This is a genomic window from Curtobacterium sp. A7_M15 (assembly GCF_030705415.1).
Lineage (GTDB): Bacteria > Actinomycetota > Actinomycetes > Actinomycetales > Microbacteriaceae > Curtobacterium.
Genome location: NZ_JAUZED010000015.1, coordinates 18507 through 32245, shown reverse-complemented (window position 1 = coordinate 32245; position 13739 = coordinate 18507). Strand labels below are relative to the sequence as shown.

Sequence of the window (13739 nt, the reverse complement as noted above, 5' to 3'; positions counted from 1 at the left end):
GAGAATCCAGGATGACCGATGACGGCCGCCGGGGTCAGTACAGCGCGTCGATGCCGATGAGGTCGCCGAGGCCGAGGGTGCGCTGACCGGTCTCGCACGTCGTCGACGCCGGCTTCATCACGAGGCCGCTGGTCGACGCGGTGTGTCCCAGGCCGTAGGCGTGCCCCCACTCGTGCGTGGCCACGCCGCGCAGGTCGAAGCGCTTGCCGGAGCAGGTCGATGCGGCGGACCAGTCGACCGACGTCGAGTACCGCTGGTCCGTCTCCACCGCCACTCCGGACCGCGACCAGACACAGGTGACCGCGAGGGTCCCCGACCGCAGCGAGCCCCACCCGACCATGTTCGAGCCGTCGGACGCGCCGCAGCCCCCGGTCGCCGTGACCCCCATGGCCTGCTTGCGGCTGCCGAGGTACGAGTCGTCCGCCGTCGACCGGACGGTCCGGCCGCACGCCGAGGTCGTCCCGGTCCAGGCATCGGAGCCCGCACCGATGGCCGCTGCGCCGGAGACCTTCTGGTTGTTCGGGTTGTAACTCCACTCGACGGTGTCTGCCCAGCGGAAGCCGAGCTTCGAGTACGCCGTCGCCGAGCAGCTGGACACCTTGCTCGTGGCTGCCGACGACGAAGCCGCACCGCCGGCGGCACGCAGCCCCGAGCCGCCGGGCAGCGTCCGGTGCGCGAGGGCGGCGCGCTCCTGCCGGATGGCTGCCGGCGCACCGGACCACTCCTCGTGCGCGAGCACCGCGATGCCCGAGCGGCCGGTGTTGGTCACCGACACGTCCCCCTCGTCGACGCCGCCCGCAGCACCGACCGACATCGCGGACACCGTCGTCCCGACCGGCGGCACCCGGAACTGCCGGCCGTCGGGCAGCACCACGGTGCCGGACGAGACGACGCAACCCGTCGCGAGCGCCGACACCGGTATCCGATCTCCGCGGCAGGACGGCGCCGCGTCGGCGCGCTCGATGCCGATCGACGTGGTGACGACCGCGGCGAGCGCGACCCCGAACACGACCGCTCCTGCGGTCACCGTGGACATCCGCACGTTCCCTGAGCCTCCTGGTCCCCTGTCCCGGCAGCCCCCTGCCGGAGCAGTCAGTGTGCGGACCCCCCGAGGGGACGGTCAACCCCCCGAACTGGCCGCGCATGACCTGAGCGACGCTCTTCTATTCTCGGTACCGGCGATCCGCCGCACACGAATCCAGAACGGAACCACCACGATGGCACGACCCGAACGCGCCCCCGGACGACCGAGGCAGCTCGTCCTGCCCCTGGCTGCCCTGGCCGTCACCGCCGCCACCCTGCTCGCCGCCACCCCGGCGACCGCAGCTCCGGCGACCGCAGCTCCGGCGGCCAGCCCGACCGCGCCGTCCACGACCGCGACGGCGACCACCACGGACAACCCGGCAGCGACGCCCACGACGGCCGCGACCGCCCCGGCAGCGATCACGGCGCCGGCCAACACGACGCCCGCGGGCGCAACGCCGTCCGACGCGCCCGCCGACACGACCGAACCCAGCGCCCCGCCGACGACCCAGGCCCTGCGGTCGTTCACCACGACGGCCCCGACGGTCACCGGCACGCTGAAGGTCGGCGGGTCGCTCACGGTCGCCGCGCCGTCCTGGAAGCCCGCTCCGACGACGGTCGACTACCGCTGGTACCGGGACGGCGTCGCGATCGGCGGCGCGTACAAGACCCGCTACACCCCGACCGTGTCCGACCGCGGTCACAAGCTCACCGTCTCGATCACCGGATCGCGGTCCGGGTACGAGACGACCACGCGCAACAAGTACGTCGGGATCGTCGCCCGCGGTGACGCTCCGCGCGCGACGAAGAACCCGGCGGTCGTCGGCATCACGCGGAGCGGGAGCGTCCTGACGACGTCGCAGGGCTCCTGGAACACCTCCGGCCTGACGTACCGGTACGAGTGGTCCCGCAACGGCACGGTCGTCCCGAGCATGACCGGTCGGACCTACCGTCTGGGCTACTACGACGTCGGCGCGAAGATCTCCTCGCGGGTGATCGTGTCGAAGAACGGCTACACCGACGGAGCCGCTCGCAGCGCGGCCACGGCGGCGATCTCGAAGGCCGCGGTCGCGTTCTCCGGCGACGGCACGTACCGCGTCGGCACCCAGGTGAAGGCCGGCACGTACTACTCGACGACGAAGACGAGCCAGCTCTGCTACTGGGCACGCCTGAGCAGCGCGCAGGGCCGCTTCGAGGACATCCGGGCGAACGACCTCGGCTCGGGCCAGCGACTCATGACGATCTCCAGCTCCGACAAGTACGTGGAGCTCGACGACTGCGGTGCTTGGTACCCGGTCGGTTCGGCCGGCCCGAAGCTCGCGAACATCTCCTCGGACGGCGTCTACGTCGTCGGCCCGCAGATCAGCGCGGGCACCACGTGGCGGACGTCGGCTCCGGCGGGCTGCTACTGGGCGACGTACTCGGCAGCGGACGGAGACATCGACTCGATCATCGCGAACGACTACCGCGACTCGCGGGCGACCGTCACGGTGACGATCCCGAAGAACGCCGTGGGCTTCGAGTCCAGCGGTTGCGGCACCTGGAAGAAGGTCGGCTGACCGACGCGCACCGCGCCGGACGGGAGGCACGTGGCGGGCCCTCACCGCGCCTCCCGTCCGACACCGCGACAGCGGTCAGGGCACCGCGACAGCGGTCAGGGCACCCGCAGGAACCGCGGCGCACCACGGTCCCGCAACCGGAAGCCGAGGTGCCGGTACAGCGAGATCGCCCCGGTGTTGCCGGCGGCCGCGTGCATGAGCGGCGTCTCGCCCCGCGCCCGGATGCCGTACGCGACGTCGAGCACCAGGCGCCGTCCGAGCCCCTGACCGCGGAAGCCCTCGTCCGTGCACACCGCACTGATCTCGGTCCAGCCCGGCGGGTGCAGGCGCTCACCGGCCATCGCGATGAGGCGGCCCTCGCGACGGATGCCGACGTACCGTCCGAGCTCGATCGTGCGGGGCAGGAAGGGCCCCGGCTTCGTGCGAGCGATGAGCTCGAGGATCTCGGGCACGTCGTCCGGGGTGAGTTCGACGGCCTCGGGGTCGGGAGCCCCCTCGATGGCCTCGCCGGTGAGCTGGACTCCCCCGGAGCCCTCGACGGCCGGCCAGCCGGGCGGTGCGACGGCCGACGCGCCGACGCCGAACACCGCTCCCGGGCCGAGGAGCGCTCGGACGTCCTCCCAGTCGGCGGCCGTCGGTCGCTCCGGGATCCCGGTCCAGACCGACACGTCGGGCAGGTAGCGGGCGACGTCACCCCGCCGGTCGGCGAACCGGGCGTGCTCGCCGTTCAGGGACGCGAGCGCCGGGTTGTCGAGCAGTCGGGTGGGCGTGCCGTCGTCGGCGATCGTGAGGTCGAGCGTCCGCAACGCCGCACCACGGGGGTCGCCGCCGCGGAAGCCGAGGTCCTCGAGTCGACGGCGATCCCCGTCCGCCCAGCCGTGGGTGTCCGCGACGACGGCGGCCGCGTAGGTGTTGCGCGCGTGGTCGACGACGGACGTCGCGTCCGCCGCGGCGGTGAGCAGGACGTCGCCGGGGCGGAGCAGGTCGGACGTCGGGGCATCGGTCGTCATGGGTCCATCCTGCGACGCCTCGGGCGCCGGTCGTGCATCGTTGCACCGCGTGACGCGGCGAGCGCCCCTCCCACGTCGCGCGCCGCCGAGCGCGCGGCGTTACGCCAGATGCTCCGTCACGAACGCCACCATCCGCCGCACGAGCTCCGCACGCGAGGCAGCGCGGCGGTACTCGTGCCCCTCGCCCGCGAGCTCGAGGTACTCCACGTCGTGCGACCTCGCCGTCAGCGCCTCGACGACCTGGTGCGCCTCACCGATCGGGACGTTCGTGTCGAGCTCGCCGTGCACGACGAGCAGCGGCGCGGTGACGTCGTCGATCGCCCGCATCGGCGACAGCGAGTCGAGCAGCGCGGCGTCGTCGACGGGGTGCCCGTACTTCGTCGCGGCCGCTGCGGCGATCCACGGCTCGGTGTCCCGGTAGAACGTCGCGAAGTCGCTCATGCCGCAGACGGCGACGCCGGCAGCGAAGACGTCCGGCGTGAACGCCAGGGACGCGAGCGTCGCGTACCCGCCGTAGGAGCGGCCCTCGACCGCGACCCGGGACCGGTCCGCGTACCCGTTCGACACCAGGAAGCGCGCGCAGTCCACCACGTCGGAGAGTGCGTTCCAGCGCAGCCCGAGGTCGTCGGCGTGCACGAAGTCGCGTCCGTACCCGCTGGACCCGCGGATGTTCGGCGCGAACACGGTGATCCCCGCGGAGGCGAGCGCCTGGTGCTGCGGCGAGAACGTGGGCCGCTCCTGCGACTCCGGTCCGCCGTGCAGGTGGACGAGCGCTCGGCGCGGTTCGGGAGGAACGGCCCCGGCTCCGGGATCGCCGCCGGTCGACGACGCGGCCGGCTCCACCGCCCGGTACAGCCAGCCGGTGATTTCCAGTCCGTCACGCGCCGCGAAGCGCTCGAGCGTCGGCTCGACCAGTGGCACGTCGGGGAGCTCGGGGACGCCGGTCACCCGGCTCCACGTCAGCGCGTTCGTGTCGAGCCGCCAGAGCTCCCGCGGCCGGAGCGGTCCCTCGACGGCGAGGAGCACGCTCCGGCCGTCGCGGCTGAGCACCGGGTCGGTGACGACGTGCCCGGGCAGGTCCGGCACGGGTGTCCGCGAGGCGTCGTGCGTGTTGAGGAGGTCGAGTTCGCTCCGACCGTCGACGTTCCAGACGAGCAGCAGGGTCCGGCCGGCGTCGTCGGCGTCGAGGTACTCGAGTTCGGCGTCGTCGCGGGCGAGGATCCGGCGGGGTTCCCCGCGCCAGCCGTGCGGGCCGACCGGCTGGGCCACGAGCCCGCGGCGGGGCAGACCGTCCTCGGTGGCGACGTAGGCGACGAGGGGACTGGTCTCGCTGGCGGGCGCCGGGCGCAGGAACGCGATCTCGGCGGAGCTGTCCGGTTCGTCGCTGAAGAGCGCGTGGCTCTCGTCGGTGAGCCGGTCGACGACCACCACGAACTCGTGCCCGCGCTGGCCGTCCCGGAGCACGACCAGTCGCTCCTCGACGCTGAGGTCGAGGACGTGGATGAGCTCGCCCACCGCGAGGTCGTCGCGGTCGCCCGACACGGGGTCGACGAGGTACGACCGAGCCGGCTGCTCGGCCTCGGTCGACGGCAGGGTGATGACCACGCGGTGACCGCTGCGGCTCCACGGTCCCAGCTCGGCGTGCTGCCACCTCGACCCGGCGATCTGCGCGGCGTCGCTGCCGTCCGGTCGGACGACCCAGACCTGCTGCTTCACGCCGCCGTCGGTCGCGATGGCGACGGCGAGCCACTCCCCGTCGGACGACCACGTCACGCGGATCACGGGGTCGTCGGTCAGTCGGATGCGTACGGGGTCGGGTGCCTCGGCGTCGACGACGACGTCCTGCACGAAGACCTCGGGGCTGCCGTGCCGGTCGCTGACGAACGCGACACGGCGGGCGTTCCGTGTCATGGTGGGGCCCCACGATCCCCAGGCCGCGACGAGGCGCTCGCCCAGGTCGGCCGCCTGCCGGGCGGTGGCCGACGATGCGAGGTGCGTCGCGCCTCCCGGCATCCGCGCGCTCACCGCACCCCCTGCTGCTGCAGCCACATCTCGATCAGGCCGAGCTGCCAGAGCGCGTTCGCGCCGATCTCGGTCCGCGTGCTGTTCGGGTCCTGGAGCATCCGCTCGACCGTACCCGGGTCGAACAGCCCCCGCTCACGGGCTTCGGGTGCGTGCAGCGCCTGCCGGACGCGCTCCAGGTACGGGCCCTCGAGCTGTCGGATCGCCGGCACCGGGAAGTACCCCTTCGTCCGGTCGATGACGGCGTCGGGGACGATGCCGCGGGCGGCGCGCTTCATGACGCCCTTGCCGCCGTCGGCGAGCTTGAGCTCGGGCGGGATCGCGCCCGCGAACTCGACGAACTCGTGGTCGAGGAACGGCACGCGCGCCTCGAGCCCCCACGCCATCGTCATGTTGTCGACGCGCTTCACCGGGTCGTCGACGAGCATCGTCATCGTGTCGCTGCGGAGCGCGGCGTCGACGCTGGTCTCCGCCCCCGGAACGGCGAACGAGGCGTCGACGAACGCCGACGGGGTGTCGTCGTCGCTCCGCCACCGCTCCCCGAGCAGCGCCTGGAGCGCCGGCCACCGGCGGTCCATGAACACCGAGCGGTAGACCTCGGCGGCCTGGTCCCGCGGAACGGACGCGAGCGGCGGGTACCAGCTGTAGCCGCCGAGCACCTCGTCCGCGCCCTGGCCGGACTGCACGACCTTGACGTGCTGCGACACTTCCTGCGAGAGCAGGTAGAACGCGACGCAGTCGTGGCTCACCATCGGTTCGCTCATCGCCCCGATCGCGCCGTCGATGCCGTCGAGCAGCCGTGACGAGGGGATGCGGATGCGGTGGTGGTCGGTGCCGAAGTGCCGGGCGACCTCGTCGGAGTACTCGAACTCGTCGCCGGACTCCCCGCCCGCCGACTCGAACCCGATGCTGAAGGTGGCGAGGTCCTGCTGGCCGGCCTCGGCGAGCAGTGCGACGACCAGCGAGGAGTCGATCCCGCCGGAGAGCAGCACGCCGACCGGGACGTCCGCGACCATGCGACGCTCGACGGCGGTGCGGAGCTTCGCGGTGAAGGCCTCCTGCCAGTCCTCGTCGGTCCAGGCGGCCTTGTCCGGGTCGCGCTCGAAGCGGGGCGCCCAGTACGTCTCGTCGCGCTCGGTGCCGTCCGGCTCGATCACCCGGACGGTCGCGGGCGGCAGCTTGCCGACGCCGGAGAGGATCGTCCGCGGGGCCGGCACGATCGAGTGGAAGGTCATGTAAGACGCGAAGGCGACGGGATCGATGCCCGTGTCGACGCTGCCGCCGCTGCCGTTCCCCGCGAGGATCGCCGGCAGGGAGCTCGCGAACCGCACCCCGCCGGCGACCCGCGCGACGTAGAGCGGCTTGATGCCGAGCCGGTCGCGGGCGAGCACGAGTCGACCGCTCGCGTGCTCCCAGATCGCGATGGCGAACATCCCGACCAGGTGGTCGACGAACCGCGTGCCCCACTCGGCGTAGGCCGCGACGATGACCTCGGTGTCCGAGGTCGAGAAGAACTCGTGGCCCTTGCCGCGCAACTCGTCGCGGAGTTGCCGGTAGTTGTAGACCATGCCGTTGTAGGCGATCGTCAACCCGGCGCGTGGGGCCACCATCGGCTGCGCCCCGGCGGTGGACAGGTCGACGATCGACAGCCGCCGGTGCCCGAGCGCGACCGGGCCGCGTGCCCAGAGCCCGTCGCCGTCGGGGCCGCGGTGCACCAGGCAGCCGGTCATCCGCGCCACGGCGGCGACGTCGGGCGCCGTCCCGTCGAACCGGAGTTCTCCCGCGAGTCCGCACATCAGCGCTCCCCTGTCGTTCCGGTGATCCAGGTGTCCTTGGCTCCGCCGCCCCGCGAGGAGTTCACGACCATGCTGCCCTCCGGCGCCACCCGCGTCAGCGCGACGTCGGCGAGGTGGGCGTCGTCGGGGCCCGTGCCGGTGACGTACACGAAGGCCCGGAGGTCGACGTGCCTCGGGTCGAGGCCGGCCGGTCCGATGGTCGGGTGGGACGACAGCTGCACGACCTCCTGCCCGACCCAGCGGTCGGGTTCCGCCGCGATCGCCCGGCGTCGTTCGGCGACCTCCGGAGCGCTCGCGGTCGGGCCGATCAGGACGTCCCGGCCACCCTCGCCGTCGACGGGTTTCGTCACGAGCTCCCCGACGCGGTCGAGCACCGAGAGCCGTTCGCCCTCGATGCTGGTGCGGTACGTCGGGACGGAGTCGAGCAGCGGCTTCTCGTCGAGGTAGTACCAGATGAGGTCCGGAACCGTGACGTACATCGCCTTGTCGTCGACGAGCGCGTTGCCCGGCGCGTTCGCGAGGTGCACGCCACCGGCCGCGGCGACGTCGAGGATGCGCGCGCCGAGGTCGGGTGCGTGCTCCGCGCGGAGCGCGCTGACGTCGCGGTCGATCCGCAGGTACAGGCCGTGCAGCACCGCACCCGTCCGCGCGTCGACCACGCGTCCGTCACGGACGTCCAGGTCCGAGCCTGCCAGGAGGCGCAACCCGGCTCCGTCGGCCAGCCTGCGGTGCTCGAACCACGCGCCGGCGGCGGGGCCGTCGCTGACCAGCGCGATCACCGGCTCCGGTTCACCGGTCACGGCGGTCGCGTTGGCGCGGAGCGTGTCACGCAGGCGGTCGACCACGCCGTGCGGGTCGAGCAGGTGCTCCGGCCGCGGGGCGTCCGGCACCACCTCGTCCATGAGCTCGCGGAGCGCGATGCCGTAGGCGACACCGGAGGGCGACCGCACGTTGTCCTCGAGGACGCGCCACCCGCCGAACTCGTTCCGGACCAGGTCGAAGCCCATCACCGACGCCCGCACGGCGTCCTCGGGCAGCCGGGTCGCCGCCGGGTCCCAGCCGTCGGCGCCCACGAACTGGCTCTCGTCCATCGCACCGTCCGCCACGATCCGCCGGGGACCGTAGGCGTCGCGGAGGAACAGCTCGATCGCACGGGCGCGCTGCCCGAGGCCGGCGGCGAGCTGGCTCCACTCGTAGGCGCTGACGGTCCGGGGCACGAGGTCGCAGCCGAACGCCTGGACGCCGCCGTCGACCACGAAGCCGACCTCGTGCTCGCGGGTCCAGGCGTCGCGGGCGGCGCAGCGGTCGATGGTGGTCTCGGCATCCCACCCGCGGAAGAAGACCGCGAGGTCGCGGAACGCCGGGCGCGGCCGCGCACCCGGACCGACGGCCTCGTCACCGGCGCGCACGCGGTACGACGGCAGCGTCACGGTCGGTTGCTCGGCACTGCCGGAGGGTGTGCCCGTGGTGTCCTTCACGACCGACGCCACGACGTCGTCGAGCTCGCCGCGCTCGGCGTACGCGGTGCGCTGCCGGTCCGTGGAGTTGCCCCGGGCGAGGGTGTCCTCGACGAGCTCGGACACCGTGCCCCAGTCCCCGAGCTCCTCGAGCTCTGGACGCAGCCGGGAGACGAGCTGCCGGACGGCGGTCTCGGCGGGCAGCCGCTCCGGGTGCTGGCCGAGACCGAGCAGCTCTCCGGTCAGGCCACCCCGGGCCGCCTGCCACATCGCCGCACGGTGCAGGGGTTCGCTGCGCGGGCGCCACTCGGCCCCGGCCTCGACCGTCTTCTCGGCCTTGCGCACGGCGGCGCGGAACAACCCGGCGATGAGCACGGCGTCGTCCACGATCGGCGTCGCGTCGCACACCCGGAGCTCGAGCGTCGGGGCGTGCGAGGACGGCCGCACGTCGAAGTACGCCATCTTCTTGTCGGCGATCACACCGGACGCGATGAGGTCGTCGAGCATCGCGTCGTACTCGGCCGCGTCCCGGACACGCCCGAAGCTCCCCGCCGAGGGCCAGCGCTGCCAGATGATGCTGCGGAACGACGAGTACCCGGTGTCCTGCCCGTTCCAGAACGGACTCGACGCACTGAGCGCCAGCAGCACCGGCAGCGCCGGGGCCACCCGCTGGGCGATCTGCACCGCCAGGTCGCGGTCGCTCACGCCGACGTGCACCTGCAGCCCGCAGATGAGCTGCTCGTCGACGAGCATGCGGTACTGCTCCTGCATGCGGCCGTACCGCCCACCCGAGGTCAGCTCGAAGTCGGCGTACTCCGACCGCGGCGCGGTGCCGGCGGCCGCGATCGTGACCCCGGCGGGGGCGATCGCGGCACGCAGCTCGCTGCGCAGGTCGACGATCACCCGTCGCAGGTCGTCGAGCGTGCGCACCACGGGCGTGTTCGTCTCGATGGTCGTGCGCTGGAGTTCAGCGCCGAACCGGTCGGCGGGCAGTTTGGGCAGAAGGCGCGGGGCCTTCGCGGAAAGTCGTCCGGAATCGAGGTCGATGAGGTGCAGTTCTTCCTCGGCGCCGAGCGTCAGCTCTGCACTCATGGCTGGAACCTATCGCCGGCACCATCGGTTCCGCTCGGTCCGCCGCCGATCTTCGCATGTTCGAAACACGGGGTACAGCGGTGCTGTGAGCAGCGGCGCGACGGCACGTAGGAACGAAGGATGTCCACCACCGTGTTCTGCCTGCACGCCCTCGGATCGAGTTCCGAGGAGTTCGTCGGGCTGCGCACCCGGCTCGCCGGGACCCTCGACCTGATCGGGATCGACCTGCCCGGCTTCGGCACCAGCACGGCCGTGACCGGCACCACCGTCGAGGAGATGGTGGTGCTCGTCGAACGTGCGATCGGCCGGAGCGGTGCCACCGAGTGGGCGCTGATCGGACACTCGATGGGCGGGAAGGTGGCGTCGGTCGTCGCCTCGCGCACCGTCGACGGCAGCAACGGCCTGTTCGGTCTGCGCGCCGTGGTCCTGCTCGCCGCGTCGCCGCTCTCGCCGGAGCCGATGGACGAGGACCGCCGCCGGAGCATGCTCGACTGGGCGGCCGACGGTGAGATCGGGCCGGACGAGGCCGAGGCGTTCGTCGACGCGAACACGGCGTCGCGCCTCGCTCCGGAGCCCCACGCGACCGCCGTGCACGACGTCGAGCGCGCCGTCCCCCAGGCCTGGACCGACTGGCTCGTCCGCGGCAGCCGCGAGGACTGGTCGACCGACTTCGCGCCGAACCCGGTCCCCGCCCTCGTGCTGGCGGGCGCCGAGGACGGCGACCTCGGTCCGGACGCCCAGCGCGAGCTGAACCTGCCGCACTGGACCGCGGGCGAGTTCGACGTGGTGCCGGGCGCCGCGCACCTGCTGCCGAGGGAGCAGCCGGACGCCGTCGCCGACCGCATCCGGGACTTCTGGCGTCGGCGGGTCGACCACGGTCCGCTCGTCCCCGCCGAGACCGCCCGGGTGATCGCCTCGCCCCGCGTGAGCGCACGGACCCGTGGCATCCTCGCGGTCCGAGCGCTCCCCGACGCCCCGGACCGCGAGCCGCGTGCCCTCACCCCTGCGCAGCTCGACACTCTCAGAGCACTGGCCCGCGTCGTCGTGCCCCAGCCGGGCGACCGCCACCTCGACCTCGCGCTGCGCGTGGACGACCAGCTCGCCGACGGACTCGGAGACGGCTGGCGACCGGACGGCCTGCCCGCCGACCTCGACGCCTACCGGGCCGGACTCGACGCACTCGCCAGCGAGGCCGCGCAGGGCGACGAGCACCTCGCCGGGGTCGTCGACGCGGTCACCGCGGGCGAGTACACGCCGACGACGGGTCGGCTCGACCGGTCGCAGCTGGAGGCGTGGCTCGAGGACGCCAGCGTCGACCTCGCCAAGCAGTGGATGGCGCACCCCGCGACGATGGCCTCGGTGGACTACGACGGCTTCGCCAACGGCGGCGACGGCCTGCGCAAACAGGGCTTCCTGCTCCTCGGGGCCGGCGAGCGCGAAGCATGGGAACCGACGGGAGCCGGACGATGAGACTCGACCACCAGCGCCACCACAGCGAGGACGAGGTCGTCGACGTCGTCGTCGTCGGCACGGGAGCGGGCGGCGCACCGCTGCTCGCGACCCTCGCCCGCAAGGGTCTGAGCGTCGTCGCGCTCGAGGCCGGTCCGAACACCGAGCCCGGCGACCACACGCCCGACGAGGTCGAGGCGCCGGGAGACATCAACTGGATGGACGAGCGCATCTCGGGCGGGAGCTCCCCGACGGCGTTCGGGCCGAACAACAGCGGCACCGGCGTGGGTGGCTCGACCCTGCACTGGGGCGCGTTCACACCCCGGCCGAACCAGCACGACATCCGGCTCCGCACCGACTCCGGGCAGGGCGAGGACTGGCCGATCGACCACGCCGAGCTCACCCGCTGGATCGAGCAGGTCGAGCACGACGTCGGGGTCGCCGGACCCGCGCACTACCCGTGGGACCCGGAACGCCGCTACCGCATGGGCCCGCCGCCCCGGAACGCCTCGTCGGACATGATGATGCGCGGCGCCGCAGCCGTGGGCATCACGGCGACGGACGCCCCCGTCGGCCTCACCACCGAGGACCGCCACCAGGAGCACCACGGACTCCGCCAGGCCTGCATCTCCTGCGGGTCCTGCCACCAGGGCTGCCGGAACGGGTCGAAGGTGTCGATGGACACCACGTACCTGCCCGCGGCCGTCGCGTTCGGGGCCGAGATCCGCGCCGAGGCGTTCGTGCACGGCATCGAGCTCGACGCCCGGGGCCGGGTCGAGGCCGTCGTCTACCGCCAGGGCGGCCGCGACCACCGGCAGCGCTGTCGCACGCTCGTCCTGGCCGCCGGCGGCATCGAGACCCCGCGCCTGCTGCTCCACACCGGGATCGCGAACAGCAGCGGCCAGGTCGGTCGGAACTTCACCGCGCACGGGGCCACCCAGGTCTGGGCGACCTTCGACGAGTCGATGCGGTCCTACCGCGGGTACCCGTCGTCGATCATCACGGAGGACTTCATCCGACCCGCGGACGCCGACTTCGCAGGCGGGTACCTCATCCAGAGCCTCGGCGTGCAGCCGCTGACACTGACGACCTCGCTCGTGCGTGGCGGTGGACTGCGCGGCGCCGCCCTCGTGCGCGCGCTGCAGGACTACCCGCGGATGGCCGGCGTCGGCATCAACGCGGAGTGCTTGCCGTACGACGACAACCGCCTCGTGCTCACCGACGAGCTGGACGCCAACGGGATGCCGAAGGCGCGGGTCACGTTCTCGCCCGGGTCGAACGAGGACGCGATCACCCGGCACGCGATCCGGACCATGACCTCGATCGTGGAAGCCGCTGGTGGGAAGGACGTCCGCGTCCTCGACCGCACGGCGCACACCGTCGGGACGGCCCGGATGGGGACCGATGCCGGGAACTCGGTCGTGGACGCCGCCGGCCGGTCGTGGGACGTGCCGAACCTGTGGGTCGTGGACAACTCGGTGTTCCCGAGCTCCCTCATCGCGAACCCGGCGCTCACGATCATGGCGCTGTCGCTGCGCACCGCCGACCGGCTGCTCCGCGACGACCCCGCCGCGGACCGCGAGCAGGCCGCGACCGTCGCCGCCTGACGCGGGTCACGCGTGACGGGAGGCCCGGTGCAGGCTGACACCGCGCCTCCCGTCCGCCGTCGGCGACGTTCGGTCGTCGTCGGTCAGTCGTCGGTGGGTGCGCGGTCCGAGGTCGGGACCACGACGGGATCGGACCGGCGCGCACGCATGCGCGCGCGCCGGTCGAGGTCGAGGTCGTCCTCGGGCGGGTCGTTCGCGTCGGAGCCGACGAGCCAGGTGAGCCCGCGCAGCCCTCGGCGGTCGTCGGAGACCAGTGCGACGGACCAGAGGGCGCCCTCGTGCTCGGCGGCGCGGCGCTGGGCCCAGTCGATGGCCTCCAGGACGTCGGCCTCGAGCAGGTCCGTCGTCTCCGTCGCGAACGCGTCGCCGTCCGGGCGTTGGACGTAGACGCGGAAGCGCGGGCGCGGGTCTTCCCACGTGCTGTCGCGCTCGTCGACCTCGATGACGTCCACCGTCGCGCCTCCTCACTGATACTGGAATACCACGTAGGCTCGTCGCACGGGGTGTGGCACAGCCGGACTGCATCCCCAGGGCAAGCGTGAAGCCCACCACCGGCGCAACGGTGATGGGCTTCGGGTTGCTCTCCGAGTGGAAAGCCGGGACGGGCGTGAACCGTCCCCGAGTCTGAACGCTCGGGTTCAGTGTAGCGGGACCGCGGTCCCACTGCACGCCCGTCCCGGCCCGCTCCTCGTGTCCGCCGGCGCCGACACCCGGAGGTGGGATC

9 protein-coding genes are annotated in these 13739 nt (G+C 73.0%); 3 read left to right on the top strand and 6 right to left on the bottom strand.

Translation table 11 applies throughout. The annotated features are described in order from the left end of the window. Nucleotides 1-34: 34 nt before the first annotated feature. Nucleotides 35-1036, bottom strand: coding sequence for a matrixin family metalloprotease (locus Q7F20_RS04875; RefSeq protein WP_305738985.1), 1002 nt, complete (start codon nucleotides 1034-1036; stop codon nucleotides 35-37). 181 nt (nucleotides 1037-1217) lie between these two features. Here Q7F20_RS04875 and Q7F20_RS04870 point away from each other — a divergent pair, with 181 nt between their 5' ends. Further along, nucleotides 1218-2582 carry a hypothetical protein gene (locus Q7F20_RS04870; RefSeq protein WP_305738984.1) on the top strand — a complete coding sequence of 455 codons (1365 nt, stop codon included), beginning with the start codon at nucleotides 1218-1220 and terminating at the stop codon, nucleotides 2580-2582. A gap of 95 nt (nucleotides 2583-2677) precedes the next feature. Here Q7F20_RS04870 and Q7F20_RS04865 read toward each other — a convergent pair whose 3' ends face one another. The 4 genes from Q7F20_RS04865 to Q7F20_RS04850 form a co-directional block, all read right to left on the bottom strand. Further along, a complete protein-coding gene (locus Q7F20_RS04865; RefSeq protein ID WP_305738983.1) occupies nucleotides 2678-3592 on the bottom strand; it encodes a GNAT family N-acetyltransferase in 915 nt (304 codons plus the stop codon). A gap of 99 nt (nucleotides 3593-3691) precedes the next feature. Further along, a complete protein-coding gene (locus Q7F20_RS04860) occupies nucleotides 3692-5617 on the bottom strand; it encodes a prolyl oligopeptidase family serine peptidase (RefSeq protein WP_305738982.1) in 1926 nt (641 codons plus the stop codon). After that, nucleotides 5614-7410, bottom strand: coding sequence for an N-acetylglutaminylglutamine amidotransferase (locus tag Q7F20_RS04855; RefSeq protein ID WP_305738981.1), 1797 nt, complete (start codon nucleotides 7408-7410; stop codon nucleotides 5614-5616). The genes Q7F20_RS04860 and Q7F20_RS04855 overlap by 4 nt, the downstream gene beginning before the upstream one ends. Next, complete coding sequence (locus Q7F20_RS04850; protein WP_305738980.1) at nucleotides 7410-9959, bottom strand: carboxylate--amine ligase/circularly permuted type 2 ATP-grasp protein; 2550 nt, start codon at nucleotides 9957-9959, stop codon at nucleotides 7410-7412. The genes Q7F20_RS04855 and Q7F20_RS04850 overlap by 1 nt, the downstream gene beginning before the upstream one ends. Before the next feature lie 120 nt (nucleotides 9960-10079). Between Q7F20_RS04850 and Q7F20_RS04845 the strand changes: the two genes are divergently transcribed. Beyond that, on the top strand, nucleotides 10080-11429 hold the full coding sequence (locus Q7F20_RS04845) for an alpha/beta fold hydrolase (protein WP_305738979.1): 1350 nt from the start codon (nucleotides 10080-10082) through the stop codon (nucleotides 11427-11429). Further along, a complete protein-coding gene (locus Q7F20_RS04840) occupies nucleotides 11426-13015 on the top strand; it encodes a GMC family oxidoreductase (protein WP_305738978.1) in 1590 nt (529 codons plus the stop codon). Before Q7F20_RS04845 ends, Q7F20_RS04840 begins: the two co-directional genes overlap by 4 nt. Nucleotides 13016-13098: 83 nt before the next feature. On the opposite strand, the gene Q7F20_RS04835 is transcribed toward Q7F20_RS04840, so the two are convergent. Next, a complete protein-coding gene (locus Q7F20_RS04835) occupies nucleotides 13099-13467 on the bottom strand; it encodes a hypothetical protein (RefSeq protein WP_305738977.1) in 369 nt (122 codons plus the stop codon). Nucleotides 13468-13739: the final 272 nt, after the last annotated feature.

Coding starts and splice junctions, on each gene's coding strand:
- Q7F20_RS04845 (WP_305738979.1), top strand. CDS start 10,080: ATGTCCACCACCGTGTTCTGCCTGCACGCCCTCGGATCGAGTTCCGAG.
- Q7F20_RS04850 (WP_305738980.1), bottom strand. CDS start 9,959: ATGAGTGCAGAGCTGACGCTCGGCGCCGAGGAAGAACTGCACCTCATC.
- Q7F20_RS04840 (WP_305738978.1), top strand. CDS start 11,426: ATGAGACTCGACCACCAGCGCCACCACAGCGAGGACGAGGTCGTCGAC.
- Q7F20_RS04865 (WP_305738983.1), bottom strand. CDS start 3,592: ATGACGACCGATGCCCCGACGTCCGACCTGCTCCGCCCCGGCGACGTC.
- Q7F20_RS04870 (WP_305738984.1), top strand. CDS start 1,218: ATGGCACGACCCGAACGCGCCCCCGGACGACCGAGGCAGCTCGTCCTG.
- Q7F20_RS04855 (WP_305738981.1), bottom strand. CDS start 7,410: ATGTGCGGACTCGCGGGAGAACTCCGGTTCGACGGGACGGCGCCCGAC.
- Q7F20_RS04875 (WP_305738985.1), bottom strand. CDS start 1,036: ATGTCCACGGTGACCGCAGGAGCGGTCGTGTTCGGGGTCGCGCTCGCC.